This window comes from Aeromicrobium endophyticum (assembly GCF_003586285.1).
Classification (GTDB): Bacteria; Actinomycetota; Actinomycetes; order Propionibacteriales; family Nocardioidaceae; genus Aeromicrobium; species Aeromicrobium endophyticum.
Map to the genome: position 1 here is coordinate 168,365 of NZ_QUBR01000001.1, position 25,556 is coordinate 193,920.

At 70.7% G+C, this 25,556-nt stretch carries 27 protein-coding genes; 19 read left to right on the forward strand and 8 right to left on the reverse strand.

The window, feature by feature from the left end; all coding sequences use genetic code 11:
• Positions 1 to 8 precede the first annotated feature (8 nt).
• The 6 genes from DX116_RS00835 to DX116_RS00865 all read left to right on the forward strand — a co-directional run bounded on the left by DX116_RS00835 (position 9) and on the right by DX116_RS00865 (position 4,051).
• Positions 9 to 884, forward strand: a complete 876-nt coding sequence (locus tag DX116_RS00835) for an MBL fold metallo-hydrolase (protein WP_119702360.1) — start codon at positions 9 to 11, stop codon at positions 882 to 884.
• Positions 885 to 1,032: 148 nt separating this feature from the next.
• Entirely contained in the window at positions 1,033 to 1,257 is a 225-nt protein-coding gene (locus DX116_RS20445) for a hypothetical protein (RefSeq protein ID WP_199715876.1), read from the forward strand.
• Between the two features lie 190 nt (positions 1,258 to 1,447).
• Complete coding sequence (locus DX116_RS00850; RefSeq protein WP_119702361.1) at positions 1,448 to 2,026, forward strand: ArsR/SmtB family transcription factor; 579 nt, start codon at positions 1,448 to 1,450, stop codon at positions 2,024 to 2,026.
• Complete coding sequence (locus tag DX116_RS00855; protein WP_119702362.1) at positions 2,023 to 2,811, forward strand: SRPBCC family protein; 789 nt, start codon at positions 2,023 to 2,025, stop codon at positions 2,809 to 2,811. Before DX116_RS00850 ends, DX116_RS00855 begins: the two co-directional genes overlap by 4 nt.
• Positions 2,812 to 2,823: 12 nt before the next feature.
• On the forward strand, positions 2,824 to 3,294 hold the full coding sequence (locus DX116_RS00860; RefSeq protein WP_119702363.1) for a hypothetical protein: 471 nt from the start codon (positions 2,824 to 2,826) through the stop codon (positions 3,292 to 3,294).
• Positions 3,295 to 3,307: 13 nt separating this feature from the next.
• A complete protein-coding gene (locus DX116_RS00865; RefSeq protein ID WP_119702364.1) occupies positions 3,308 to 4,051 on the forward strand; it encodes a hypothetical protein in 744 nt (247 codons plus the stop codon).
• A gap of 507 nt (positions 4,052 to 4,558) precedes the next feature.
• Here DX116_RS00865 and DX116_RS00870 read toward each other — a convergent pair.
• From DX116_RS00870 to DX116_RS20030, 3 genes are all read right to left on the reverse strand, one after another.
• Positions 4,559 to 5,296 (reverse strand): hypothetical protein, encoded by a 738-nt coding sequence (locus DX116_RS00870; protein ID WP_119702365.1) that lies wholly within the window; start codon positions 5,294 to 5,296, stop codon positions 4,559 to 4,561.
• Positions 5,293 to 5,805, reverse strand: a complete 513-nt coding sequence (locus tag DX116_RS00875) for a hypothetical protein (RefSeq protein WP_119702366.1) — start codon at positions 5,803 to 5,805, stop codon at positions 5,293 to 5,295. The genes DX116_RS00870 and DX116_RS00875 overlap by 4 nt, the downstream gene beginning before the upstream one ends.
• A 96-nt stretch (positions 5,806 to 5,901) precedes the next feature.
• On the reverse strand, positions 5,902 to 6,966 hold the full coding sequence (locus DX116_RS20030; RefSeq protein ID WP_199715877.1) for a DUF6357 family protein: 1,065 nt from the start codon (positions 6,964 to 6,966) through the stop codon (positions 5,902 to 5,904).
• Between the two features lie 172 nt (positions 6,967 to 7,138).
• Between DX116_RS20030 and DX116_RS00885 the strand changes: the two genes are divergently transcribed.
• Positions 7,139 to 7,990 (forward strand): alpha/beta fold hydrolase, encoded by an 852-nt coding sequence (locus DX116_RS00885; RefSeq protein WP_119704041.1) that lies wholly within the window; start codon positions 7,139 to 7,141, stop codon positions 7,988 to 7,990.
• 111 nt (positions 7,991 to 8,101) lie between these two features.
• Here the strand turns inward: DX116_RS00885 and ychF are convergent, their stop codons facing one another.
• Together ychF and DX116_RS00895 are read right to left on the reverse strand one after the other, a co-directional pair.
• On the reverse strand, positions 8,102 to 9,190 hold the full coding sequence (gene ychF / locus DX116_RS00890) for a redox-regulated ATPase YchF (protein WP_119702367.1): 1,089 nt from the start codon (positions 9,188 to 9,190) through the stop codon (positions 8,102 to 8,104).
• Between the two features lie 19 nt (positions 9,191 to 9,209).
• Positions 9,210 to 9,734, reverse strand: coding sequence for a GNAT family N-acetyltransferase (locus DX116_RS00895; protein ID WP_199715878.1), 525 nt, complete (start codon positions 9,732 to 9,734; stop codon positions 9,210 to 9,212).
• A gap of 91 nt (positions 9,735 to 9,825) precedes the next feature.
• Between DX116_RS00895 and DX116_RS00900 the strand changes: the two genes are divergently transcribed.
• Positions 9,826 to 10,863: an Ig domain-containing protein gene (locus DX116_RS00900; protein ID WP_147393546.1), complete on the forward strand. Its 1,038-nt coding sequence runs from the start codon at positions 9,826 to 9,828 to the stop codon at positions 10,861 to 10,863.
• On the opposite strand, the gene DX116_RS00905 is transcribed toward DX116_RS00900, so the two are convergent.
• Entirely contained in the window at positions 10,860 to 11,504 is a 645-nt protein-coding gene (locus DX116_RS00905) for a LysE family translocator (protein ID WP_119702370.1), read from the reverse strand. The genes DX116_RS00900 and DX116_RS00905 overlap by 4 nt on opposite strands.
• A gap of 79 nt (positions 11,505 to 11,583) precedes the next feature.
• On the opposite strand from DX116_RS00905, the gene DX116_RS00910 reads away from it, so the two are divergent.
• From DX116_RS00910 to DX116_RS00920, 3 genes are read left to right on the forward strand one after another with little or no spacing between them, the layout of a single operon-like run.
• On the forward strand, positions 11,584 to 11,910 hold the full coding sequence (locus DX116_RS00910) for an antibiotic biosynthesis monooxygenase family protein (RefSeq protein WP_119702371.1): 327 nt from the start codon (positions 11,584 to 11,586) through the stop codon (positions 11,908 to 11,910).
• Between the two features lie 51 nt (positions 11,911 to 11,961).
• Positions 11,962 to 13,041, forward strand: a complete 1,080-nt coding sequence (locus DX116_RS00915; RefSeq protein ID WP_119702372.1) for a DNA recombination protein RmuC — start codon at positions 11,962 to 11,964, stop codon at positions 13,039 to 13,041.
• Positions 13,038 to 13,472, forward strand: coding sequence for a DUF6542 domain-containing protein (locus tag DX116_RS00920; protein ID WP_119702373.1), 435 nt, complete (start codon positions 13,038 to 13,040; stop codon positions 13,470 to 13,472). The genes DX116_RS00915 and DX116_RS00920 overlap by 4 nt, the downstream gene beginning before the upstream one ends.
• A 9-nt stretch (positions 13,473 to 13,481) precedes the next feature.
• On the opposite strand, the gene DX116_RS00925 is transcribed toward DX116_RS00920, so the two are convergent.
• On the reverse strand, positions 13,482 to 15,368 hold the full coding sequence (locus tag DX116_RS00925) for a Na+/H+ antiporter (protein WP_119702374.1): 1,887 nt from the start codon (positions 15,366 to 15,368) through the stop codon (positions 13,482 to 13,484).
• A 90-nt stretch (positions 15,369 to 15,458) separates the two neighbouring features.
• Between DX116_RS00925 and ggt the strand changes: the two genes are divergently transcribed.
• Positions 15,459 to 17,294, forward strand: a complete 1,836-nt coding sequence (ggt, locus tag DX116_RS00930; protein WP_119702375.1) for a gamma-glutamyltransferase — start codon at positions 15,459 to 15,461, stop codon at positions 17,292 to 17,294.
• On the opposite strand, the gene DX116_RS00935 is transcribed toward ggt, so the two are convergent.
• Complete coding sequence (locus DX116_RS00935) at positions 17,281 to 18,390, reverse strand: adenosine deaminase (protein ID WP_119702376.1); 1,110 nt, start codon at positions 18,388 to 18,390, stop codon at positions 17,281 to 17,283. The two genes, ggt and DX116_RS00935, sit on opposite strands and share 14 nt — an antisense overlap.
• Before the next feature lie 110 nt (positions 18,391 to 18,500).
• Here DX116_RS00935 and DX116_RS00940 point away from each other — a divergent pair, with 110 nt between their 5' ends.
• The 7 genes from DX116_RS00940 (at position 18,501) to deoC (ending at position 25,556) form a co-directional block, all read left to right on the forward strand.
• Positions 18,501 to 19,535: a LacI family DNA-binding transcriptional regulator gene (locus DX116_RS00940; protein WP_119702377.1), complete on the forward strand. Its 1,035-nt coding sequence runs from the start codon at positions 18,501 to 18,503 to the stop codon at positions 19,533 to 19,535.
• Entirely contained in the window at positions 19,532 to 20,515 is a 984-nt protein-coding gene (locus DX116_RS00945; protein ID WP_119702378.1) for a ribokinase, read from the forward strand. Before DX116_RS00940 ends, DX116_RS00945 begins: the two co-directional genes overlap by 4 nt.
• Complete coding sequence (gene rbsD, locus DX116_RS00950) at positions 20,515 to 20,919, forward strand: D-ribose pyranase (RefSeq protein ID WP_119702379.1); 405 nt, start codon at positions 20,515 to 20,517, stop codon at positions 20,917 to 20,919. Before DX116_RS00945 ends, rbsD begins: the two co-directional genes overlap by 1 nt.
• Before the next feature lie 8 nt (positions 20,920 to 20,927).
• Positions 20,928 to 22,418 carry a sugar ABC transporter ATP-binding protein gene (locus DX116_RS00955; protein WP_119702380.1) on the forward strand — a complete coding sequence of 497 codons (1,491 nt, stop codon included), beginning with the start codon at positions 20,928 to 20,930 and terminating at the stop codon, positions 22,416 to 22,418.
• Entirely contained in the window at positions 22,415 to 23,446 is a 1,032-nt protein-coding gene (locus DX116_RS00960) for an ABC transporter permease (protein ID WP_119702381.1), read from the forward strand. Before DX116_RS00955 ends, DX116_RS00960 begins: the two co-directional genes overlap by 4 nt.
• A complete protein-coding gene (locus DX116_RS00965) occupies positions 23,443 to 24,447 on the forward strand; it encodes a substrate-binding domain-containing protein (protein ID WP_158591857.1) in 1,005 nt (334 codons plus the stop codon). Before DX116_RS00960 ends, DX116_RS00965 begins: the two co-directional genes overlap by 4 nt.
• Before the next feature lie 95 nt (positions 24,448 to 24,542).
• Positions 24,543 to 25,556 (forward strand): deoxyribose-phosphate aldolase, encoded by a 1,014-nt coding sequence (gene deoC, locus DX116_RS00970; protein ID WP_119702382.1) that lies wholly within the window; start codon positions 24,543 to 24,545, stop codon positions 25,554 to 25,556.

Genomic DNA, 25,556 nt, shown 5'->3' on the forward strand with positions numbered 1-25,556 from the left:
GGTCGACCATGACGTCTGGCGGGAGGTCCCTCGACATCGTCCGTCTCGGGCCGCACGTCGAGCAGTGGCACGCCGACCATCGCGCCTACCCTTCGGGAGCTCCGCTCGTCGTCACCGGCCGCGAAGGGCGGATGGCGATCGACTCGTCGCTCGACGTCGTCCCGACGGACCACGACGGCTTCCTGCTCAGCCACTTCCACGAGGACCACGTGGTCGGCGTCGCCGCCTCCGGCCTGCCTGTCCTCGTCCACGCCGACGACCTGTCGGCGGTGAGATCGTGGCAGGGGTTCGCCGACGCCTCCGGATACACCGATCCCGCGTGGCACGAGCTGGTGACGACGCAGTTCTCGTGGCGGGCCATGACGCGCGCCGAGACGCTGACACCAGGACGTCCCATCGACCTCGGCGGCGTGACCGTGACGCCCGTCCACCTCCCCGGTCACACGCCGGGGCACTGCGGATTCCTCGTCGAGCCGGACCACGTCCTGTACCTCGGTGACATCGACCTCTCGAGCTTCGGCCCGTACTACGGCGACGCGACGGCCTCGCTCGTCGACACGATCGCGTCGCTCAGGGCGGTGCGCGAGATCGACGCGCAGGTGTACACGACGTTCCACCACCGCGGCCACGTCGTCGGCCGGGCGGCATTCGAGACAGCGCTCGACCGGCACGCAGTCATGATCCGGGCACGGCACGAGCGTGTACAGGCGCTGCTCGACGCAGGCCACCTCGACGCCGACGACATGACGGGCCGCGGGGTGGTCTACCGGCCGGGCACCCGTCCGCCATGGGGCCTCGAGGGCGAGCGCCGCATGATCGAGCTCCATCTCTCTCACGACCCTTCCGACCTGCCCGCACCACCTCACGAACAAGACGACGCATGACCAGCTCCTACCTCTTCGCCGCTTCGCGGACGCCGTTCGAGGTTCGGCGGCGCCTTGGCCGGCGTGCGTCCGGACGATCTGGCGGCCACGGCACTGACCGGCGTCCTCTCGAAGGCGCCCGGCCTGGATCCGTCCGCGGATCGGCGACGTGTTCTGGGGCAACGTGAACGGTGCGGGCGAGGACAACCGCAATGTCGGACGGATGGCGGTGCTGCTGGCCGGCCTGCCGACGTCGGTGCCCGCCACGAGCGTCAACCGGTTGTGGGGATCGCTGGACGTCGTGATCGACTCCACCGCGGAGCGTTCCTCCAGACCGGCCAGCCGTCGTCGGGCCACTCCCCTGTCTGCGGCCCGAACTTGCGGCGACCCATGATCTCGGCCCCGACACCCTGGCCCCACATGCTGAAGAGCGCCTGGTCGGCCGTCACGTGGTCGCCGGCGGCGTACCCGTCGGACGACATCAGCAGATTTGTGGACGCGCGAGCGGGTGCTAGCCATGACGTCATCGACCCACCGCCCAGAACTCTTGACAGATATTGTTGTCAACGGCCATCGTTTACGCCATGCACGACGTCGAGGTCATCGAAAGCCCTGAGGCAGCCGCCTCCGCGCTCGATCCGGTGCGAGCCCGGCTGCTCGACGCTCTGGCCGTCCCGGCCTCCGCCTCGGGGCTGGCCGCGAAGGTCGGCCTCGCGCGGCAGAAGGTCAACTACCACCTGAAGGCGCTCGAGGCGCACGGCCTCGTCGGGCTGTCCGAGGAGCGCAAGCACGGGGGCATCACCGAGCGGGTGCTGCAGGCGTCGGCGGCGTCGTACGTCGTCTCCCCCGCAGCCGTCAGCGCATCGGCCGCAGACCCGGGCGCCAACCCCGACCACCTCTCGGCCGCCTACCTGGTCTCGCTGGCGGGGCGGATGGTCCGCGAGGTCGGCGCCCTCGCCCGTCGAGCCGGCGCGTCCGGCCAGCGTCTGCCCACGTTGACGATCGACACGACGATCGGCTTCCGCTCGGCCGCCGACCGGGCCGCCTTCGCCGACGACCTGACTCAGGCGGTGCTCGACCTGACCGCGCGCTACCACCACGACGACGGACGTCCGCACCGTTTGGTCGTCGCCGCCCACCCCCGTCCCGAGGAGATCCGATGAGCACGACACCCGACGTCCCGTACCGGCTCGAGTTCAGCGTCGAGGTGCCGGGCACGCCCGAACAGGTCTGGGAGGCCATCGCCACCGCCCGCGGCATGAGCGCGTGGTTCCTCCCGACCGAGATGGACGAGCGCGAAGGCGGCTCGGTGCGCTTCCACATGGGCCCCGAGATGGACTCCGAGGGCCGCGTGACGGGCTGGGAACCGCCGCGACGCCTGGCCTACGAGGAGGACTGGGCGGCCATGATGGGCCAGGAACCGGATGCGCTCAGCGCGCTGACGTCCGAGTTCGTCGTCGAGGCGCAGGCCGGCGGCACCTGTGTCGTCCGCGTCACCACCAGCGGGTTCGGCACGGGGGCTGACTGGGAGGCGGAGTTCTGGGAGGACATGGGCGCCAACTGGAAGCCGTTCTTCGACAACCTGCGGCTCTACATGACGCACTTTCCGGGCCAGGAGGCCACTCAGCTCGACGTGTCCGCCTCGCTGTCCGGCACTGCGCAGGACCTGTGGTCGACGATGCACGAGCGACTGGGACTCGGCGCCGTGGGAACCGCCGTCGACGTGCGCGGGCTCACCGGCACGGTCGAGCGGACCGGCGACCAGCAGACGCTGGTGCGCGTGACCGGACCCGTCCCGGGTCTGCTGAGCATCTTCACGCACGACGCGGGCGACCGCACCGTCGCGGGCGTCAGGGCCTATCTGTTCTCCCCCGACGCCGCTGCCTACGTGCACGAGCAGACGCCGGCCTGGCAGGCCTGGTTGGACGGTCTGTCCACGCAGGAGTGAAGGATGGGTCGCATGACCCTGCTCGACGACTTCGTCTCGAAGGACCGCGGACGGATCATGCATGCCGTCTGGGAGGTGTTCCGCACCCGGGACCCCGAGGTGCTGGCGCCGCTGGCGAAGGAGCTCCGGCGCATCGACCGCGCGACGGACGACATCGAGCTCGGTGGCGCCCTCGCGTCCAACGCCCAGCACGTGGGCCACGCCATGGAGCGCCTGCGCCTCTTCGCCGACGGCGAGTGCCTCTGTGCGGCGTACGCCGACCACCTGTTTTACGAGCCCGCCAAGGAGGAGTCGTACGGCTTCGTGCGGATCGTCGAGGAGATCCCTGTCGTCACCGACAAGGGATTCCCCGACCGGCCCAAGCGCGTCTGCGAGTGCACCGACTGCGGTCGGGTCTTCGACGTCCAGGAGGGCGAGTACCACTACCCCTGGTGGAAGTGGACGCCCCGCGGCAAGCGTCCCCGCACGAAGGCTCGACGATGACGAGGGCCCCACGGTGGACCGCGCCGAGCTGAAGTCGAAGGGCGTCGCGGCGCGCGGCTACGGCACGGCCCTGTTCCTCGACGAGAGCGACGACGTCGAGCCGGACGCCGTGGTCTTCACCCCGCACGCCGGCGCGTGGACGGTCTTCGCGACCGACGGCGCCGCAGCGGTGATCGAGACGACCCGCCGGTCGTTCACCACCGACGCCGAGGCGTTCGACTACATGCACCAGTGCCTGCGTGAGCAGATCGCCGCGCGCCGGGCAGAGCGGGTCGCGCAGACGCAGGCCGAGGGGGCGAAGCCCCTTCCGAGCCTGCTCTCGATGTACCGCAAGATGGACCCGACGGGCGTGCTGACGGTCCTCGCGTCGATCGCGACCACCTGGGGCTGGCTGTGGATCTCGCCGCTCACCTACACCCGCGAGGACGAGTTCAAGCTCTACTCCGGCGAGCGAGGCTCCTACATCTTCGACGCCGACACCGGCGTGTGGGTCGTGGCCGCCTGCTACGGCCTGGCTGCGCTGAACATGAGCGAGCAGTGGTCGCTGGGCCGGCACGACGGCGGACGTCTGGTCCGCCGGTCGATCGGCATCGCCCTCGGCACGACCGTGTTCTCGTCCCTTGCCCTGGTATGCATGAGCATCCGGTCGGACGAGATCGGCAGCCCGCTCTTCTGGCTGCCGCCGGTGCTGGCGCTGGCCAGCTCCGTCGCCGTCGCGCTGGGGCTCCTCGCGATCCGTCCGCCTGCGACACAATGACGGACATGTCGACGATTCCAGAAGATCTCGCCGTGTGGCGCCGCCTGCAGGACGCAGGTCAGCCGAACCCCTGGTCGGAGAGCCTGCGCCTGCTCGGCGACGGCGAGGTGCCGGCGGCCCTCGACACCAGCTACCTCACCGCCGAGCAGCTCGCAGACCCCGACGTCGCCGCCAACACCCATGCGATCGCCGAGACTGCCGCCCTCATCACCTGGGTCGCCGAGAACGACGACGAGGGTGTGGCCTTCGGCTACTGGCGCGGGCCGGATGATCTTCCCCTCGACGCCGCGCCGCTGGTCGTCCTCGACACCGAGGGGCAGTTCGAGCTGCTCCGAGGGCGACGCTCAGCGAGGCCCTCACCGACGAGTTCGGCCAGTGGTCGCTCGAGGACTACACCGCGGCTGTCGCCCGATGCCGGGCCCAGGGGGTGGCGATCAGCGCCGACGATCCCGACGACCTGCCCGAGTCCGAGGTGTCGCCCACCCCCTCGGAGCATCACGCGACCCGCTACCGCGCGCTGCCCGGCGGCAGCTGAGCCAGCCCGCCCCACACCTGGACGTCGTCCAGCAGCTCGAGCAGCCGCTGAGGCTGACCGACGTCTCGTCGGGCGGCCAGCAGGGCGTCGACCAGCTCGCTGCTCCCGGTGCGCCTCGCCGCCTCGCACACGCGGGCGAAGCCGTGGCGGTAGAAGCCGGGCTCGTCCGACAGCGCCGACTCCGTGCCGCGCAGCTGGAGCTCGCGGCGCAGGTCGAGGAGCACCACCGCGTCCTGCGCCCATGCGGGCAGGTTGCGCAGGTGCTGCGACCGCGGGAAGTCGCCGGCCTGCGAAGGGCGGACGAACCAGATGAACGACAGCGCATCCCACCGGTCGCCGACCTCGAGCAGCGCCGCAGCGGTCAGCTTGAGCCGGTCGCCCAGCACGACGCGGTGCAGCCCGAGGGCGTCGTCGGTCGAGTCGTTCACACGGTCGAGCACGGACGCCAGCGACGTCTGCACGGCTCGGGCCCGCGGCGACACCGTCGCGCCCTCCACCGCCTCCGTGGTGCGGTTGCGGCGGCGGACGGCCAGGTAGGCGGCACCGACCAGCACGGGGACGAGGGTGCTCACCGCCGCGGCGACGGCGATGAGGACCCCTGCGCTGCCCGAGAAGCGGTAGTCGGCCGTCGTCGCGACGATGATCACGACGACACCCACGGCCGTCAGCAGCCAGCCGCCGGCGTTGCGGGCGGCCCGGCCCACGGTCACTGCGGGGCGGTGAACGACCACAGGTGGTCGACGCCGCCGGTGACCGCGACGGCCGCTACGTCCTGCGTCAGGTCGGAGCGGTCGAACAGCTGGGTGGCGCACGCGCCGACGCCGAAGCGCTCGCCGAACCACTGCGACAGCGGACGCGAGCTCATGCCCTGCCAGTGGAAGAACGGGCCCTGCTTCTTGTCGCGCTGCTTGTAGGTGGCCTTCTCGTCGGCCTGGATCAGGTCGACCGGCACGGCACCGTTGATCGCGGCCTCGATCGCCCCGAGGTCGGGCGTGGTCGTGGACGGGTCCCAGAACAGGCGGATGACGAAACCCGTTCCCTTGCCGCCGGGGGCGGGGATGCCGCGGTAGGCGCCGACGTACGTCTGGTCGGCCTGGTTCCAGAGATCGAAGGCGGCCTTGGCCTTCTTCTTGGCTCCCACGACTCCGGACTCGTCGCACAGGGCGAGGAACCCTTCGGGCGAGGTGAGGCGGGCGGCGATCTGAGCGTGGTCGACCACGATGAGTCCTTCTGTCGCGAACAGGGCGTCACGATCCTAGGGGTGCGCCAACCCCTCGCGACAGGTCTGCTGCGTCACTCTTCGTCGAGGCGTCCGTCACTTCACGAGGTAGGTGAAGTAGCTTGCGAGGTTGTCGACCGCGGCATCGGAGAGGTCGGGGTGGCGTTGTCGCACGACGTCTCGCACCTCGTCGCCGATGTCGGGCAGCGTCGTGCGGACGTCCCAGTCGACCTGGATCGTCATCGTCTCGTCGAGGAGCGAGCGGACGGCCTCTTGAAGGGCGGGATCGGTGACTCTCGACCGGAACTCGTCGTCGTTCTTGCCGGGATAGCGCTTGAGGAAGAGCGCGACCGCCTCGCTGAGGTCCGGACCGGCGGCCTCGGAGCACATGAGGAAGGTGACGGAGCGGACCGCGTCGCCGACCAGGTGGGGATGGGCGCGACGTACCGCGCTGCCGACGTCCTTCTCGAGCCTCTTCCACGCGTGCTTGCGCTCGACGGCCCGCTCCTTCTCCCTGCTGGTGGGCAGGCGCGTCCGTCCTCGCGCGGCCTCGGCGGTCGCGATGACGTCCAGCACCTGGGGCAGCAGCGCGGGATCGACGTCGTCGGGGTGGCGGCCGGGGCGGGTCGAGCTGTGCACGTAGTGGCCGACGTACCTGAGCACCGCCTCGTCGAGCGGCGCGAGTCGTACGCCCCGCAGGCCGCGGCGGCGGTCGGCCGCGTAGGTCTGCATCCGTCGGATGTCGGACTCCTCGGTCGCGGAGTGGAGCGAGTCGAGCAGCTGCCCGCGCTCGAGCAGCGGGACGTCCGCGCCGTGCGCGACCAGCATGTCGGTCTGCGCGGGGATCGTGCGGAAGAAGGCGTCGACGTCGTCCGGCGCTGCCAGCAGGATCGGGTCGAGCAGTGCAACGGCTGCGTCCTCGTCGAGAGACCCCCTGGTGCCTGCCGCGTCGCACAGCGGCAGCACCGCGACCCACAGCAGCAGGTGCCGCGCCAGGTCATCCTGGATCACGCGAAGGTGCGCCTCGGTGATCGGGAACGAGAAGGTCCGCGGCTGGTGCAGGGCGTCAGCGCCCGCGCCGAGCTCGAGCCGGAACCCGCCGTCGTCGCGGACGACCGTGGGGATCCACCCGGGCATCCGGCTGAAGACACCCTCGGACATGCCTCGAATGTAGACCGGCCCTGATCTGTGACGCCCACGGCGTCACGACGGCCGGATGACGCCGTGGGCGTCACATCTCGGGTCGATCCACGCGTTGAAGGGAACTCACGGGTGTGCGCCACGGGCTACCGTGGGCGTGCCGGGCTCACCGACCACGTCGAGGATGACCACCATGTCGCACGCCGCACCCCAGAAGGTCGTGCTCCACGGACACGAGCTCTCCTACGCCGACCGCGGTGACGGACCGGTCGTGCTCTTCATCCACGGCATCCTCGGCTCGCAGCAGCAGTGGTCGCACCTCGTCGACCGGATGGACGACGACCACCGTGTGGTCCTGCCCGACCTCTTCGGTCATGGCGAGTCCGCCAAGCCGATGGGTGACTACTCGCTCAGCTCACACGCCGCGACGATGCGCGACCTGCTGGACCACCTCGGGGTCGAGCGCGTCACCCTCGTCGGTCACTCGCTCGGCGGTGGCATCGCGATGCAGTTCTACTACCTCTTCCCCGAGCGGGTGGAACGCCTCGTCCTGGTCTCCAGCGGCGGTCTCGGCCGCGAGGTCAACGTGGCCCTCCGTTCGGCGACCCTGCCCGGGGCCGCGCAGGTGCTGAGTGTCGTGGCCTCGGCGCCGGTGCTCTCGCGGGTGGAGGCCCTGGGGCGCGTCGCGTCGAAGGTGGGCTGGCGACCCAGCGCCGACCTCGCCGCGATCTGGAAGGGCTTCAGCTCGCTCGGCGACCGCGAGAGCCGGCAGGCGTTCCTGGCCACGACTCGCGCCGTGATCGACATCGGTGGGCAGAGCATCAGCGCCCACGACCATCTCGAGGGCTCGCTGCCCATCCCGACGCTGATCGTGTGGGGCTCGCAGGATCACATGATCCCCGCCTCTCACGCGCTGAGCGTCGAGCAGTCACTGCCGGAGTGCCGGGTCGAGATCTTCGAGGGCGCGGGCCACTTCCCACACCTGGACGACTCCGACCGCTTCGCCCGCGTGCTGCGCGACTTCATCGCGTCCGACGGCGCCTGATCCTCACGCGTCTCGCAGACGCGGGTGAAGCCACGGCGCCCGCGATCTGTGACGCCCACGGCGTCACCACGGTCGAATGACGCCGTGGGCGTCACGAATCGGGCGGGCGATTCAGACGTTGAAGCGGAACTCGACGACGTCGCCGTCGGCCATGACGTAGTCCTTGCCTTCCATGCGCACCTTGCCGACGCTCTTGGCAGCGGCCATAGAACCGGCCTCGACGAGGTCGTCGAACGAGACGATCTCGGCCTTGATGAAGCCGCGCTCGAAGTCGGTGTGGATCACGCCGGCCGCCTGGGGCGCCGTGGCGCCCTGCGGGATCGTCCAGGCACGCGACTCCTTGGGGCCCGCGGTCAGGTACGTCTGCAGGCCGAGGGTCGCGAAGCCGACGCGCGCGAGGGCGTCGAGGCCGGGCTCGTCGACGCCCATGTCGGCGAGCATCTCGGCACGCATGATCTCGGCATCCTCGTCGTCGCCCAGCTCGACCAGCTCGGCCTCGCCCTTCGCGTCGAGGAAGATCGCCTCGGACGGGGCGACGAGATCGCGCATCTGCTGCTTGAGCGCGTCGTCGTTCAGCTCGTCGGCGTCGCAGTTGAAGACGTAGATGAACCGCTTGGACGTCATCAGGTGCAGGTCTCGCAGCAGCTCGAGGTCGAGCCCCGCCTTGAGCACGCCGGTGCCGGCCTCGAGCGCGTCCTTGGCCTTCTTGGCCTCCTCGAACGCGGGCACGAGCGACTTGTCCTTGCGCGACTCCTTGTCGAGGCGCGGGAGCGCGTTCTCAAGGGTCTGCAGGTCGGCCAGTGCCAGCTCGATCGAGATCGTCTCGATGTCGTTGGCGGGGTTGACGTCACCGTCGACGTGCGTGACGTCCTCGTCGCGGAAGACGCGCGTGACCTGGCAGATCGCGTCGGACTCACGGATGTGGGAGAGGAACTTGTTGCCCATCCCCTCACCCTCGGAGGCGCCGCGCACGATGCCCGCGATGTCGACGAACTGCACCGTCGCCGGGAGGATCTTCTCCGAGCCGAAGATCTCGGCGAGCTTCGGCAGGCGCGAGTCGGGGACGCCGACCACGCCGACGTTCGGCTCGATCGTCGCGAACGGGTAGTTCGCCGCGAGGACGTCGTTCTTGGTCAGTGCGTTGAAGAGGGTCGACTTGCCCGCGTTGGGGAGTCCGACGATGCCGATGCTGAGAGCCACGAGGGACGATCCTACGTCGTCAGGGGCGGTCGAGGCGAAACGCCCGCAGCTCCCGGTCGTACCAGTCGTGCCGCAGACCGAGGTCGGTCATCCCCAGCCGCGCGCAGACCGCCTGCGACCGGACGTTGTCGGGGTTGGTGACCGCGTACAGCTCGGGGATGCCGGCCGTGAACGCGCGCTCCACCAGGGCCTTCGCCGCCTCCGTCGCGTAGCCGCGGCCCCAGACGTCCGGGTGCAGGTGCCAGCCGATCTCGTGGTCGTCCCGGTCGAACCCCTCGCTGGACGGGACGGGCACGAGCACGGCCATGCCGACCGGCGCCTCGACGTCGTGCGGGACGACCGCGAACACGTCGGCGGCCGGGTGGTCTCCCCGGCGGACGGGCATGCGCTCGATGCGCTCGACGGCCTCCTGCCGGTCGACCATCGGCACGCCGCGACCGCTCCAGCGCGCGACCTCGGGGCGGCTCATCAGGTCGAACAGCGCGTCGGTGTCGTCGAGGGTGAACGGACGCAGGGTGAGTCTTGGAGTCTTGACGGAAGGCACGACTCGATCGTGCCAGGTCACCGTGAGAACGGGCCGCAGGCATTCCGCGGAATCGCCGCGCTCGCAGCGTTCTCGGTGCTACTTTCTGGCGGTGCACCCACTGACGTCGCCGCGCCGATCGCGCCCACTCGTGCTGATGCTGATCGGCCTGTCGCTGATCGCCGCCCTGATCGCCGGTGCGACGACCCCCGCGTCCGCCGCGCCCAAGAAGCCGCGCCTGTGGGCGCTGTGCGGGACGCCGGCCGACCACTGGCTCGAAGGCACCACGCGTCCGGTCAGGGCCAGTGTCTTCACCACGAACGCCAAGGGCCGCGACAAGCCGGTCAAGGGCATCACCGTCACGATCCAGCGCAAGATCTCTGGTCGCTGGGTCAAGGTGGCGAAGGGCCGCACGAACTCGCACGGCAACTTCAAGGTCAAGGTCGTCCTCAAGACCGCGGGCCCGCTCGTCTACCGCTGCAAGATCGACAAGTCGAAGAAGTTCAAGGCGCTGCGCAAGCTCAAGACCATCGCGCTCATCGACGACTCCTCGACGGTCGACCGGCGGTCGACGGCGTCCCTGGAGGTCCAGGGCACCCCCTACTCGGACGAGCGGACGACCTTCACCGGTCGGGTCTCGCCGGTCGGCACCGGACGTGTCGTCCAGGTCGAGCTCGTGCCTCAGGACGGCAGCGCGATGTATGCCGGCATCGGTCCCGACTACGACGACATCGCGGTTCGCCCCGACGGGACCTTCTCGTTCTCGCGCCAGCTCATGGGGCGGTGGAGCGTCCGGGCCAGCGTGCTGCGCTCGACCGACTACAACGGATACACCCGCAGCAATGCCGTGACGGTGAGCACCGGGTCGCACGACGGTCTGTCGATCAACGGGGCCGGCGACGCACTCCCGGCAGGAGTCGTCGGGCAGCCGTACTCACACACGTTCGTCCTGTCCGACACCCTGTCGGGCGGACGTGCCGGCACGTGGTCGCTCATGTCCGGAACGCTGCCGCCCGGCCTCACGCTGAACGGCCCTGTGCTCGCCGGTACGCCAACAGTGGCGGGCACCAGCCCGTTCACCGTGGCGTTCACGGACGCGCAGAACGCCCGCGTGCGCGCGACGGTGACCTTGAAGATCGACCCGAGCTAGGACTGCTTGTTGCCGGTGACGGCCAGCGCGCCGCCGAGCCCGATCATCATGGCCCCACCGCCCGCACTCATGCGGCTCAGACGCTTCGGGTCGCGCGCGAACCACGTCCGAGCCGTGCTCGCGGCCAACGCCCACACGCTGTCGCACGACAGCGCGATCACGAAGAAGATGCCGCCCAGCAGCGCGAGCTGCACCGGGACGGCCCCGGACTCGTAGCTCACGAACTGCGGCAGGACGGCCACGAAGAACACGATCGTCTTCGGGTTCGAGACGCCGACGAGGAATCCCTCGCCGAGGAGTCGCAGGGCGGACGGCCGCGCGGACGGCAGGCTCGGTCCGGCGTCCGTGTGGTCGTGCCGGTGACGGATCGCCTGCACGCCGAGGAAGACCAGGTACATCCCGCCGAGCACCTTGACGACCGAGAGCAGGACGAGCGACCGCGCCACCAGCGCACCCACTCCGAACGAGACCGCGATGACGGCAGGGATCATGCCGAGGGCGTTGCCGAGCACGCTGAGGAAGCCACCCGTGCGACCGAGCGACAGCGACCGTCCGATGACGAACAGCACGCTGGGACCGGGGATCACGATCAAGGCCAGGGCGGCGAGGGCGAAGGCGGCGGCGTTGTGGGCGGGAAGCATGGACGGTCCGTTCACTCGTGCGGAGCCCGAAACTATCGCAGACGATCTGCACTGCCGCCGCGGTCCGTAGGCTCGAGGCATGACCGTGATCAAGATCAACGCCATCACCGTGCCTGAGGGGTCGGGCGACGAGCTGGCCCACCGCTTCGCCGCTCGCGCGGGTGCCGTCGACGGAGCCGAGGGCTTCGAGGGGTTCGAGCTGCTCAAGCCCACCGACGAGCGCACCCAGTGGCTCGTGCTGACCCGCTGGGCCAGCGAGGACGACTTCCAGGCCTGGGTCAGCTCGCCGTCGTTCGCGGAGGGGCACCGCTCCGCCGTCGAGCGCGCCGGCGGCGAGGCGCCCAAGCCCGTGTCGACCCACAGCGAGGTCTGGAACTACGAGATCGCCGGCGGCTCGAAGGGCTGACGCCCCTTCGTCCGAGGCGGAAGTGTCGGTGGCGCCGGGCACAGTGAGGCCATGGACGTCTTCCCCCTCCTGCTCACGGCCCTGCTGGCCCTCCTGGCCGGGCTCTCGATCGGCTACCTGCTCGGCGGCCAGCGCGCGCCGGCTGCGACGGCCCACGACCTGACGCTGTCGCGCGCCGCGACCGCCGAGGCCGTCGAACCCGTCAAGGAGAGCCTCGACCGCTTCGGCCAGCGGCTGCGCGAGCTCGAGTCCAGCCGCATCGAGTGGCACACCCAGCTGCGCGAGCAGGTCGACGCCGTGCGGCTCACCAGCGACTCGCTGCGCAAGGAGACCGCCTCGCTCGCGACCGCGCTGCGACGTCCGCAGGTACGCGGACGCTGGGGCGAGATGCACCTCAAGCGCACCGCCGAGCTGGCCGGCATGCTCGACCACTGCGACTTCGAGCTGCAGGTCAGCACCCACGGCGACTCGGTGCTGCGCCCCGACATGGTCGTGCGCCTGGCCGGCGACAAGCGGGTCGTCGTCGACTCCAAGGTGCCCCTCGACGCCTACCTCGACGCCGCGCAGGCCGACACCGAGGCCGAGGCCGCCGAGCACCTGCGCCGTCACGTCAAGCAGGTGCGCACCCACATCGACCAGCTGGCCGCCAAGTCGTACTGGTCGCAGTTCGACCAGACGCCCGAGTTCGTCGTGCTGTTCGTGCCCGGCGAGTCCATCCTCTCCGCCGCGCTCGAGGCCGAGCCCACGCTGCTCGAGCACGCATCGGCCAAGAAGGTCGTGCTCGCCACGCCGACGACGCTGATCGCGCTGCTGCGCACCGTCGCCTACGCCTGGACCCAGGAGCAGCTGGCCGCCAACGCCCGCGAGATCCAGACCATCGCCCGTGAGATGTACGACCGCATCGGCACCGTGGCCGGCCACGTCGACAAGCTGGGCCGCTCGCTCGAGAGCACCATCCGGTCGTACAACGACGCCGTCAGCTCGATCGAGTCGCGCTTCCTGGTCACGGCGCGGCGCTTCAACGCCCTGCACGTCTCCGACACGCCCGTCGAGTCGCCCCGGCTCGTCGAGTCGACACCACGGTCAATGACCGCTCCGGAGCTGGTCGATGAACTACCGTCGGTGCTATGACGCAGGCGGTGCGCACCACACCCCCTCGCACGGCGCGGCGCGATCTGTCCGCCCGCCAGGCGATCGTCGCGGCCTGCCTGGCCATGACGGCCATCGTGCTGCTCGACCTCATCGACTCGCGCCTCGACCTGCTCTACTCGGTCGGCTTCGTGCTGATCGTCGTCACCGCTCCCCTGGCGGTGGGCGTCCGCCAGATGTTCGCCACCGGCGTGCTGCCGTCGGTGCTGCTGATCGCGAGCCTGCTGCTGGTCTGCCTGTTCCAGCCGTCGGCCATCCGCGTCGAGGGCATGGCCGCCGATGCCGGCACCGCGGCGCGCCTCATCGCCGCGACCCTCGACCACGGGCTGACGCTGGTCGTCGGCCAGGTGCTCGCCCTGGCCGTCATCACCCTGCGCATCCTCGGCGACTCCAGGAGTGCGCCCCGCCGCTGAGCCTCGCGGTCAGCCGGTGACCTCGTCGACGAAGCACCAGCGCCAGGCCTCGCCCGGCTCGAAGCTGCGCATCACCGGGTGGCCGGTCTCCTCGAAGTGACGCGTCGCGTGCTTCTCGACCGACGAGTCGCAGCACCCCACGTGGCCGCACGTCATGCACAGCCGCAGGTGCACCCAGGTCGACCCGTCGCGCAGGCACTCCTCGCACCCGGTGGGGGTGAGCGGCGGCGGGTACTCGCACGCCACGCGCAGGTGCTCGCACGCCCCGTCGGGGTCGACGGGCGGACGCAGGTCGGTCTCGCGGTCCGCCGTCGTCTCGTTCTCGGAGAGCCGGTCGAGGATCGACTCCTCGACATCGAGGGCGTTCATGACGCGCTGGAGGATCGACTGGTCGACGCTGCCCAGGTCGCGGATGCGCAACAGCTCCTCGCGCTCCTGGTGCAGCATGCTGGCTCGCAGCCGGGAGTACTGGGCGCTCGGGGTCTCGAGGCCACCCAGTCGCTCCCACACCGCGTTGGTGCGGTCGGTCGCACGCTCGCGCAGGCGGTGCATGACGTCGTCGCCGACCGTCCCGGCGACCTCCTCGTCGAGGTAGGCCTTGCCGGCGTCGGTCACGGCCTGGTAGATCGTCGCCTCCTGCAGGTGGTCCTCGTGGACGTCGGGCCCCGGCACCTTGAGCACGCGCACGAGCGTCGGGATCGTCAGCCCCTGGATCATCAGCGTGCCGACCGTGACCACGAACGCGATCAGCACCAGCACCTCGCGCTCGGGCACGTTCGGCGGCAGCAGGAACACCGCTGCGAGCGTCACCACCCCGCGCATGCCCGTCCACGCGACCATGAAGATCGTCTTGGGCTCGGGCCGTGGCTCGGACGCCGCGATGCGCGGGACGAGCCGCGGCAGGTACGTCGCCGGGAAGACCCAGACGAACCGCAGCACGATGACCGCCGCCAGCACCGCGACGCACGCGACCGCGATGCGGGTCGCCGAGAGCGTGCTCTGGTCGAGGTCGTTGACGATCGTGCGGATCTGCAGGCCGATCAGCAGGAAGACCGCGTTCTCGAGGACGTACGAGATCGTCGTCCAGTTGGTGCGCTCGAACAGACGTGACGCACCCGACTGGATGAGCGGCGACTTGTGCCCCAGGATGACGCCGGCCACGACCACCGCCAGCACGCCGGACGGCTGCGAGTCGAGCCCCTTGACGTGGATCTCCTCGGCCGGCAGGTAGGCGATCCACGGCGTCAGCAGCGAGACCGCGACATCGGTGACCTCGTCCTCGATCAACCGGCGGATGCGGCCCACCACGAACGCGACGAGCAGCCCGATCGCGACACCGCCCGCCGCCGACACGATGAAGCCCGCGCCGGCCTGCCAGACGCTGACCGTGCCGCCGATCGCGGCGATCGACGTGCGCAGCGTGACGATGGCGGTCGCGTCGTTGACCAGGCTCTCGCCCTCGAGGATCGTCACCACCTTGCGGGGCAGGCCCACGCGGCGGGCGATGGCGGTGGCGGCGACGGCGTCGGGCGGTGCCACGACCGCGCCGAGGGCGAAGGCCGCCGCCAACGGCACCCCGAGCAGCCACCACACGAGCAGCCCGACCCCGATCGTCGTGAACAGCACGAGCCCGACGCTCAGCAGGATGATCGGGCGCTTGTTGGCCCGGAAGTCGATCAGCGACGTGCGGATCGCCGCGGCGTAGAGCAGCGGCGGCAGCAACCCCACCAGGACGATCTCGGGGGTCAGCTCGAAGTCGGGCACGAAGGGGGCGTACGACCCGGCGATGCCGACGACGATCAGCACCAGGGGTGCCGACATCCGCGCCTTGGCAGCCAGCGCGCTGACGGCGACCACGATCGCGAGCAGGGTGACGAGGGTCAGGGCTGTCTCCACCCACTCATCATCTCAGGCCGCGACGGCTGGTGGGGCCGCCGTGGACGCCGTACGGTGAGCAGACGCCGAACGTCTTCCGGGGGGAAGCCCATGATCGAGCCCGTCGTCCAGCAGCACGCACGCCGCACCCGTCTGATCGCCGCCGCCAGCGCGGTCGCCGTCGCCGGAGCACTGGTGACGGCGAGCCCGCCGAGCGCATCGGCGAAGACCTCCAAGCCGTCGGGGTCCACCGCCCGCGGCACCGGTGGCGCGGTGTCGTCGGTCGACGTCAACGCCAGCCGCATCGGCCGCGAGGTGCTCGCCCAGGGCGGCAACGCGGCCGATGCCGCGGTCGCCATGGCATCGGGCCTCGGCGTCTCGGAGCCCTACAGCGCCGGCATCGGCGGAGGCGGCTACTTCGTCTACTTCGACGCCAAGACCAAGAAGGTCAGCACGATCGACGGTCGCGAGACCGCGCCGGCCGGCATCCGCGCCAACGCCTTCAACGACCCGGCGACGGGCAAGCCGTACCCGTTCACGCCCCAGCTCGTGTCGTCAGGCGTGGCGGTCGGCGTGCCCGGCACGGTCGCCACCTGGGACGCCGCGCTCGAGCGGTTCGGCACCCGGTCGCTCAAGCAGACGCTCAAGCCGTCGATCGCCCTGGCCCGCAAGGGCTTCAAGGTCGACAAGACGTTCCGCGACCAGACCCTCGACAACGCCGAGCGGTTCGCCGCGTTCCCCGACACCGCCAAGCTCTTCCTGCCCGGCGGAGACGCCCCGAAGGTCGGCACCCGCTTCCGCAACCCCGAGCTGGCGCGCACGCTGACGTCCATCGCGGACAAGGGCCCGAAGGCGTTCTACCGCGGCCCGCTCGCCCGCGAGATCTCCAGCGTCGTGCGGGCACCGCGCAAGGCCCCCAGCTCCACGCTGCCCGCTCCCGCCGGCACGCTGTCGACCAAGGACCTCGCCGGCTACCGCGTCCGCCACCAGAAGCCGACCCGCGTGCGCTACCGCGGGCTCGACGTCTACGGCATGGCGCCCTCGTCGTCGGGTGGGACGTCGGTGGGCGAGGCGCTCAACATCCTCGAGACCTACCGTCTGGGCGGCGGCAAGCGCACCGCCCGCAGCCTGCACCTCTACCTCGAGGCGTCGGCTCGCGCGTTCGCCGACCGGGCCGCGTACGTCGGCGACCCGCGGCTGACCAAGGTGCCGACCAAGCGCCTGACCTCGCAGCGCTTCGCCAACTCCCGCCGCTGCACGATCGACGACGAGAAGGCCGCGCCCCGTCCCGTCGCGGCCGGCGCGCTGCGCGGACGCGGCTGCGCCACCGTCACGAGCCAGGCCAAGCCCGACACCGAGAACATCTCGACGACGCACCTGTCGGTCGTCGACCGGTGGGGCAATGCCGCGGCCTACACGCTGACGATCGAGCAGACCGGCGGATCGGGCATGACGGTGCCGGGTCGCGGCTTCCTGCTCAACAACGAGCTGACCGACTTCACCGCCGTGTACGACCGCAACGACCCCAACCGCATCTCTCCCGGCAAGCGTCCCCGCTCGTCGATGGCGCCGACCATCGTCACCAAGGACGGCAAGGTCCGGCTCGTCGTCGGCTCCCCCGGCGGCGCGACGATCATCACGACGGTGCTGCAGATCCTGGTCAACCGGATCGACCTCGGCATGAGCCTGCCCCGGGCCGTCGCCGCACCCCGCGCGTCGCAGCGCAACGTGGCGGCGACGCCCGCCGAGCCGGCCTTCATCGCCAGGTACGGCAAGGCGCTCGCGCGGTTCGGTCAGCAGCTGACCCCGTCGGGCGACACGTTCACGTCGGCCGCCGAGATCGGCGCCGCGGCCACCGTCGAGGTGGGGCGCGACGGACGGATGACGGCCGTCGCCGAGCCCGAGCGCCGCGGCGGCGGCAGCGCCATGGTGGTCAGGCGCCGCTGACCCCCGGGGTCGAGGCGAGTGCCGCGTAGGCGGGCTTGATGACGTCGTTGATCAGGGCCAGTCGCTGGTCGAACGGCAGGAAGGCGCTCTTCATGGCGTTGATCGTGAACCAGCGGATGTCGTCGAGGTCGTAGCCGAAGGCGTCGACGAGCAGCTCGAACTCGCGCGTCATCGACGTGCCGCTCATGAGGCGGTTGTCGCAGTTGACCGTGACGCGGAAGCCGAGGTCCTTGAGCCTGCCGATCGGGTGGTCGGCGATCGAGGTCATGCCGGGCACCGCGTGCGTCTGCAGGTTGGACGACGGGCACATCTCGAGCGGGATGCGCCGGTCGCGGATGTAGGCCGCGAGGTCGCCGAGGACGGGCCCGCCCGGAGCGTCCCAGTCGATGTCGTCGACGATGCGGACGCCGTGGCCGAGACGCTCGGCACCGCACCGCTGGATGGCCTGCCAGATGGACGGCAGCCCGAACGCCTCGCCCGCGTGGATCGTGAAGTGCGCGTTCTCGCGCCGCAGGTACTCGAACGCCTCGAGGTGCAGGATCGGCGGGAAGCCGTCCTCGGCACCGGCGATGTCGAAGCCCGCGACGCCGCGTGAGCGGTACTCGACGGCGATCTCGGCGATCTCCATGCCGCGCTTGGCGTGCCGCATCGCCGTGAGCAGCTGGCCCACCACGATGGGGTGACCCAGCGACTCGGCCTCGGCGCGGCCCGCGTCGATGCCGGCCTGGACGGCCTCGACGGCCTCGCGCAGCGAGAGGCCGGCCGACTGGTGCTGCTCGGGCGCCCAGCGCAGCTCGGCGTAGACACACCCATCGGTGGCCAGGTCGACAACCGACTCCCGGGCCACGCGTGCGAGGTCCTCGGGCCGCTGCATCACCGCGACGGTGTGGACGAAGGTCTCCAGGTAGCGCACCAGCGAGCCCGAGCTGGACGCCTCCTCGAACCACGCACCGAGCGCCTCGGCCCCCTCGGCCGGCAGGTCGTGACCGATCTCGTCGGCGATGTCGACGATCGTGGCGGGACGGACTCCACCGTCGAGGTGCTCGTGGAGCGCGACCTTGGGGGCACGGGCGATCTGTTCGGTGGTGAGAGTCATCGGGCCATCGTGGCACGGCGTGGTGACAGGCCCAGGCTTGACTCCTCGCGATCTTGTGACTACGGTCACTGTCATCGATAACACTGGTATCGATAACAGTTGAGGGAGACATGACCAACATCCAAGACGTGGCCAAGGCCGCAGGCGTCTCGACGGCATCGGTGACCCGCTACCTCGCGGGCCAGACCATCCGTCGCGCCGACGCGGTGAAGCAGGCGATCGACGAGCTCGGCTACCGGCCCAGCCACGTCGCGCGCAGCCTCAAGACCGGCCGCCACGACTCGATCGGCGTCATCGTGCCCGACATCTCGAACCCGTTCTTCGCCGCCCTCGTCAAGGGCGTCGAGCGGGAGATGCGGCCCCACGGCATGCAGGTCATCCTCGGCAACAGCGACGAGGACGCCGGCCGCGAGGAGGCCCTCGTCCGCGAGCTCTCCCAGCGCACCGACGGCATCATCATGGCGCCGCTCACCGAGAACGACGAGATCCCCCTCGCGCTGATGAAGACCGGCATCGCCCTGGTGTTCGTCGACCGCGACATCTCGTCGGGCCCCGACGTCGACCGCGTGCTGGTCGACAACGCCTCCGGCGTCCGTCAGGCCGTCGACCACCTGGTCGGTCTGGGCCACACGCGCATCGCCGCGATCAGCGGACCGCTCGACTCGACCCCGGGCCGCATGCGCCACGAGGCCCTGCTGAGCAGCTTCGAGCACCACGGCATCGCCGCCGACGACTCGCTGCTGCGCATCGGCGACTTCCGCGAGGCCAGCGGACGCGCCGCGATCCAGGAGATCTGGGCCGCTCCGCAGCGTCCGACCGCGGTGTTCGTGGCCAACAACCTGATGACCACCGGCGCCCTGACGGCCCTGATGGAGATGGGTGTGCGAGTGCCGTCCGACCTGTCGGTCGTGGGCTTCGACGACCTGCCGCTCGCTGCCCTGCTCGACCCGCCGCTGACCGTCATCGCGCGCCCCGACGTCGACCAAGGCGCCGCGGCCGCACGCCTGCTCGTCGAGCGCCTCGGCGAGCCGGGCCAGCCCTCCCCCGCACCCCACCCGACCCAGAGCCTCGTCCTGCCGGTCGAGCTCGTGGTCCGCGGCTCCACCATCGCCGCCCCCGCCCTCCCGGAAGGTTCCCCCGCATGACCCCCGCTCCCCTCACGCCACGCCCCGCCGGCGTCCTCGTCATCGGCAGCATCACGGCCGACGTCACGTCGTTCTCCCAGCGCCTGCCCCACCCCGGCGAGACGCTGCTGGGCGACGACCTGACGCTCGTGCTCGGCGGCAAGGGCGCCAACCAGGCCGTCGCGGCAGCCCTCGCGGGCGCCCCCACCCAGATGGTCGGCTGCGTCGGCACCGACGCGTTCCAGCCGCTCACCCTCGGCGGCCTGGCCGACCACGGCGTCGACGTCGAGGCCGTGCGCATCGTCGACGGCCCCACCGGCGTCGCCCACATCCGCGTCGACGCCTCGGGCGAGAACGACATCGTCATGGTGCCGCTGGCCAACAAGAGCCTGGGCCTGGCCGACGTGGACTCCGGGGTGGCCGGTGCCGCCGGACGCGCGTCGGTGCTGCTCACCCAGCTTGAGACCCCCCTCGACGTCATGCAGCACGCGGTCGCGTCGGCGCGGGCCGCCGGCATGACGGTCGTGCTCGACCCCGCTCCCGCCGCACCGCTCGACGACGCCGTGTGGGCCGGCATCGACATCGTCACCCCCAACGAGACCGAGGCCGCGACGCTCACCGGCATCGCGGTGGTCGACGTCGACTCCGCGATGCGGGCCGGACGGTGGTTCGTCGACCGGGGCGTCGGCCACGCCGTCGTCACGCTCGCGTCGCAGGGCGTCGTGGTCGTGAACGCCGACGGCGCGGTGCACCACGCGGCACCGAGCGTCGTCGCCGTCGACACCACGGCGGCCGGCGACGCCTTCGCCGGCTACCTCGGCGCCGGGCTCGCGGCCGGGCTGACGATCGATGCGGCCCTCCCCCGCGCCATGGCCGCCGGCGCGATCGCCGTCACCCGCCGCGGCGCGTCGCCCAGCCTCCCCGCGGGCGCCGACGTCGACGCCTTCCTGCTGACCGACCACACCGCCGCGACCACCCACGAGATCGGAACGACCCACTGATGCGCAAGAACTCCTCCACCCTCAACGGGCAGCTGTCCCGGATCATCTCCGAGACCGGGCACACCGACCTGATCGTCGTCACCGACGCGGGCCTGCCGATCCCGCTCGGCGTCGAGCGCGTCGACCTCGCGGTCCGTCCCGGGCTGCCGTCGTTCCTCGACCTGCTCGACACCGTGCTCGACGAGATGGTCGTCGAGGGCGCGACGGTCTCCGAGGAGATCCGCGAGCACAGCCCCCAGCTGCTCGACCAGCTGGAGGCACGGCTGATCCCCCTCGGCGTGACGATCGAGTTCGTCCCTCACGTCGAGTTCAAGGCCGCCACGCACGGTGCCCGCGCCGCTGTGCGGTCCGGCGAGTTCACGGCCTACGCCAACGTCATCCTGCACGCCGGCGTGGCGTACTGAGGCCCGCCATGCGACTCCAGCTGAACGACATCCACAAGAGCTTCGGGGACACCCGGGTGCTCTCCGGCGTCGACCTCACGGTCGAGGGCGGCGAGGTCATCGCCCTGGTCGGCGAGAACGGTGCCGGCAAGTCGACGCTGACGCGCGTCATCTCGGGCGCCTACCAGCCCGACCGTGGCCAGATCACGGTCGACGGCACGCCCGTCAGCCTCGACACGCCGCAGGACGCCATGTCGCACGGGATCCAGGTGATCTACCAGGAGTTCCGGCAGAACATCTTCCCGCACCTCAGCGTCGCCGAAAACCTGTTCACCCTCGACGAGCAGGCCGAGTTCGGCCGCTTCTTCGTCAACAAGTCCAAGATGGCCGCCCGCGCCCGCGAGCTGCTCGAGCTCATCGGCCTCGACATCGACCCGAGCACGCCGGTCGACCGCCTGTCGGTCGCGCAGATGCAGATGCTCGAGATCGCCAAGACCGCCGGACACGACATGCGCCTGCTGATCCTCGACGAGCCCACCGCGGCCCTCGACGAGCAGGAGTCCGAGCGGCTCTTCGAGCAGATCGAGCGCCTGCGGGCCTCCGGCGTGGCGATCGTCTACATCAGCCACCGGCTCGAGGAGGTCTTCCGCCTCTCGCAGCGGGTCGTCGTCCTGCGCAACGGCACCGTGGCGCTCGAGGCGCCCACCTCGTCGCTGACCGAGCGCGAGGTCGTCTCGGCCATGGTCGGCCGCACGATCGAGGACTTCTACCCCAAGGAGTCGCACGGACGCAGCGACGTCGTCCTGAGCTGCACCGGGCTCACCGGTGCCGACTTCTTCGAGGTGGGGCTGGACGTCCGCGCCGGCGAGGTGCTGGGCATCGGCGGCGTGTTCGGCTGCGGCAAGGGCAGCGTGCTGCGCGCCCTGTTCGGCCTGGTGCCGTCGGTCGCCGAGCACCTCTCGATCGCCGGCACCGACTTCACGCCCGCCAGCCCGGCGCGCGCCATCGACGCGGGCGTCGGCTACATCCCGCCCGATCGCCAGGCCGAGGGCCTGTGCCTGCAGCAGTCCGTGTCGGACAACATCTCGCTCGCGAGCCTCGACGGATTCACCACGGGCCCCTTCGTGAGCCGCGGGCGCGAGCGCGTCGCGACGCAGGAGGTCATCGACCAGCTGTCGATCCGCACCCGGTCCGGCACGTCCGAGGTGGGCACGCTGTCGGGCGGCAACCAGCAGAAGGCCCTGTTCGGTCGCTGGGTCATGACGGCCCCTCGCGTCCTGCTGATGGAGGAGCCCACCCGCGGCGTCGACGTCGGCGCCAAGGCCGAGATCTACCGCATCATCAACGAGCAAGCCGCCCTGGGCGTCGCGATCATCCTCGTGTCGTCCGACCTTCCCGAGCTGGTCGCCATGTCCGACCGGCTCCTGGTGATGCGACAGGGCCGCGTCGTGGCCGAGCTCACCGACGACGACCTCAGCGAGCAGAAGCTGCTCGAACACGCATTGGAGAGTGCCTCATGAAGTCCGCGATCACGTCCCTCAACCGCGAGCTGCGGGCGGTGTGGATGCTGCTGTTCGTCTGCGTCGTCCTGTTCATCGCGACACCGCTGTTCCTGACGGGCGACAACCTGCTCAACGTGCTGCTCGCGACCTCGGTCACGGCGCTGCTGGCGGCCGGTCAGACGTACGTCATCATCCTGGCCGAGATCGACCTGTCGGTCGGCGCGATCCTCGGCATCTCGAGCATCGTGACGGCCTTCGTGCTGCGCGACCAGCCCCTGGTCGTCGGCCTGCTGGCCGGCTGGGGCGTCGGCGCCGTCGCCGGGCTCGTCAACGGCCTGCTCGTGACGAAGCTGCGGATGCCCTCGTTCATCGCCACGCTCGCGATGATGTCGGTGCTCGCCGGGCTGACGCTGCAGTTCAGCCAGGGCAACCCCGTCTCGATCGACAACGGCGGCTTCATCGACATCGGCCAGTCGCGCGTGCTCGGCGTGCCGACCCCGGTCTGGATCATGCTCGCGAGCTTCGTCGTGTTCGGCGTGCTGCTGGCCCGCTCGCGCTTCGGCCGCCACGTCTACGCCGTCGGCGACAACGCCGACGCCGCCCGGCTCGCCGGCATCAACGTGCACCGCGTCAAGATCCTCGCCTTCGTGATCAGCGGCGTGCTGTCGGCCACGGCCGGCTTCATCCTCGCCGCACGCCTCGGCACCGCTCAGCCCACGGCCGGCACCGGCCTCGAGCTCGCCGCGATCGCCGCCGTCATCATCGGCGGCACGAGCCTGGCGGGCGGACGCGGCGCACTGGCCGGGACGCTCATCGGCGCCCTGCTGCTCGGCGTCATCGACAACGGACTCAACCTGCTGGACGTCTCGCCGTTCCTGCAGGGAGTCGTCAAGGGTCTCGTGATCCTCATCGCGATCTTCCTGGATCGCAACTCCGATCGTGTCCGGGCGCTGGCGCGCCTGGTACGCCCCCCGCGAGGGCCTGGCTCGGGCACCCACGCAAGCACCGCAACGACATCACCCACCACCACTGGAGGAACCCCGTGACCACATCCATCAAGACCGTCAAGAAGACCGCGGCCCTCGCCTCGGCGCTCGTGCTCGTCACCACCCTCGGGGCGTGCGGACGCGGCGGCGACTCGGCCGGCGACGGCAAGGAGGCGGTGAAGGCGACCCTGGTCATCAGCACCCTGAACAACCCGTTCTTCGTCTCGGTCGCCGACGGCGCCAAGGAGGCCGCCAAGGAGGCCGGCGCGAAGCTCGACGTCCAGAACGCCAACAACAGCGACCAGACCGCGCTGAACGCCACGACCACGGCTCTGACCAAGAAGCCCGACGTCCTGATCATCGACCCCGTCGGCAGCGAGTCGGGCGGCACCATGACCAAGTCGGCCAACGGGGCGGACGTTCCCGTCGTCGCCTTCGACCGCGAGCCCGACAGCGGCGAGCTCGCCAGCTTCATCGGCTACGACGCGATCCAGGCCGGCCGCGAGGCCGCCAAGTCGCTCGCGGAGTCGATCGGCGAGAAGGGCAAGGTCGTCGAGATCCAGGGCATCTTGGGCACCAACGTCGCCCAGGACCGCAGCAAGGGCTTCAACGAGGGCATCGCCGCATACCCGAACATCCAGGTCGTGGCCAAGCAGGCCGCCGACTTCGACCGCGGCAAGGCGCTCGACGTCATGACCAACGTGCTGCAGGGCAACGCCGACATCGACGGCGTCTACGCCGCCAACGACGAGATGGCGCTCGGCGTCGTCGCGGCGCTCAAGTCGCGCAACCTCGCCGGCAAGGTCAAGGTCGTCGGCAACGACGGCATCGGTGACGCCCTGAAGGCCATCGAGGACGGGACGATGTACTCGACCCACGCCGAGTCGCCGTTCGTGCTGGGCAAGAAGGTCGTCCAGCTCAGCCTCAAGGTGGCCGCAGGTGACACAGTGGAGAAGAACACCGTGCTCGAGGGCCAGCTGGTCACCAAGGACAAGGTCTCGACCTTCTGCACCTTCCTGACCGAGCAGGGCGACGCCTCGACCTGCAAGGACATTGGCTGATACTGAAGCCACCGGTGGCGGCGACCCCAGGGGTCGCCGCCACCACCGCCCGACACCGTCCAGGAGACGCCCCACACCGTCCAGGAGGACATCCGATGAGCGCGACACCCACCGCGTCCACACCGAGTGCGCCCACCCCCAGCGCACCCGTCCCCGCCTCGTCCGCCGACCTGCGGGTCTCGCTCGGCCTGACCGCCACCGACGGGGCCGCCCTGCGCAGCTTCCTGCACGGCCTGCCGGCCGTCGACCCGGTCGGGCTCGAGGCCCGCGCCGCGCAGCTCGCGAGCCGCTCGATCAAGAAGGACACCAAGCGCGCGCTGATCGATCTCGCGATCAGCATGGTCGACCTCACGACCCTCGAGGGCGCCGACACCCCCGGCAAGGTCCGGGCCCTGTGCCGCAAGGGCATCGCCCCCGACCGCGAGCACCCCGACACGCCGTCGGTAGCCGCCATCTGCGTCTACCCCGACCGCGTCGCGACCGCCGTCGAGGTGCTGAAGGGCACCGGCATCAAGGTCGCCTCCGTCGCGACCGCCTTCCCGGCCGGACGCTCCTCGCTCGAGGTCAAGGTCGCCGACACCCGCCTGGCCGTCGACGCCGGCGCCGACGAGATCGACATGGTCATCGACCGCGCCGCCTTCCTGGCCGGCGACTACTCGACCGTGTTCGAGCAGATCGCCGCCGTCAAGGACGCCTGCGGCGGCGCCCGTCTCAAGGTCATCCTCGAGACCGGCGAGCTCGGCACCTACGACAACGTCCGCCGCGCCTCGTGGCTCGCGCTGCTGGCCGGAGGCGACTTCATCAAGACCTCGACCGGCAAGATCGCCCCCGCCGCGACGCTGCCGGTCACCCAGGTGATGCTGCAGGCCGTGCGCGACCTGCACGACCTGACCGGCGTCCAGCGCGCCGTCAAGCCCGCCGGCGGCATCCGCACCACCAAGGACGCCATCGCCTACCTGGTGCTCGTGCACGAGGTGGCCGGGCCGCAGTGGCTCGACCCGCACTGGTTCCGCTTCGGCGCCTCCGGCGTGGTCAACGACCTCGTCATGCAGCGCCGCACCCAGCGCGACGGCCACTACTCAGGCGCCCGCTACGTGAGCGTCGACTGA

Excerpts from the sequence above, each read along its gene's own strand:
- DX116_RS00905 (WP_119702370.1), bottom strand. The coding sequence starts at position 11,504 with ATGCTTCCCGCCCACAACGCCGCCGCCTTCGCCCTCGCCGCCCTGGCC.
- DX116_RS00855 (WP_119702362.1), top strand. The coding sequence starts at position 2,023 with ATGAGCACGACACCCGACGTCCCGTACCGGCTCGAGTTCAGCGTCGAG.
- DX116_RS00860 (WP_119702363.1), top strand. The coding sequence starts at position 2,824 with ATGACCCTGCTCGACGACTTCGTCTCGAAGGACCGCGGACGGATCATG.
- DX116_RS20030 (WP_199715877.1), bottom strand. The coding sequence starts at position 6,966 with ATGTCCGAGGGTGTCTTCAGCCGGATGCCCGGGTGGATCCCCACGGTC.
- ggt (WP_119702375.1), top strand. The coding sequence starts at position 15,459 with ATGATCGAGCCCGTCGTCCAGCAGCACGCACGCCGCACCCGTCTGATC.
- DX116_RS00955 (WP_119702380.1), top strand. The coding sequence starts at position 20,928 with ATGCGACTCCAGCTGAACGACATCCACAAGAGCTTCGGGGACACCCGG.
- deoC (WP_119702382.1), top strand. The coding sequence starts at position 24,543 with ATGAGCGCGACACCCACCGCGTCCACACCGAGTGCGCCCACCCCCAGC.
- DX116_RS00915 (WP_119702372.1), top strand. The coding sequence starts at position 11,962 with ATGGACGTCTTCCCCCTCCTGCTCACGGCCCTGCTGGCCCTCCTGGCC.
- DX116_RS00885 (WP_119704041.1), top strand. The coding sequence starts at position 7,139 with ATGTCGCACGCCGCACCCCAGAAGGTCGTGCTCCACGGACACGAGCTC.
- DX116_RS00960 (WP_119702381.1), top strand. The coding sequence starts at position 22,415 with ATGAAGTCCGCGATCACGTCCCTCAACCGCGAGCTGCGGGCGGTGTGG.
- DX116_RS00935 (WP_119702376.1), bottom strand. The coding sequence starts at position 18,390 with ATGACTCTCACCACCGAACAGATCGCCCGTGCCCCCAAGGTCGCGCTC.
- DX116_RS00835 (WP_119702360.1), top strand. The coding sequence starts at position 9 with ATGACGTCTGGCGGGAGGTCCCTCGACATCGTCCGTCTCGGGCCGCAC.
- DX116_RS00910 (WP_119702371.1), top strand. The coding sequence starts at position 11,584 with ATGACCGTGATCAAGATCAACGCCATCACCGTGCCTGAGGGGTCGGGC.
- DX116_RS00920 (WP_119702373.1), top strand. The coding sequence starts at position 13,038 with ATGACGCAGGCGGTGCGCACCACACCCCCTCGCACGGCGCGGCGCGAT.
- rbsD (WP_119702379.1), top strand. The coding sequence starts at position 20,515 with ATGCGCAAGAACTCCTCCACCCTCAACGGGCAGCTGTCCCGGATCATC.
- DX116_RS00850 (WP_119702361.1), top strand. The coding sequence starts at position 1,448 with ATGCACGACGTCGAGGTCATCGAAAGCCCTGAGGCAGCCGCCTCCGCG.
- DX116_RS00945 (WP_119702378.1), top strand. The coding sequence starts at position 19,532 with ATGACCCCCGCTCCCCTCACGCCACGCCCCGCCGGCGTCCTCGTCATC.
- DX116_RS00940 (WP_119702377.1), top strand. The coding sequence starts at position 18,501 with ATGACCAACATCCAAGACGTGGCCAAGGCCGCAGGCGTCTCGACGGCA.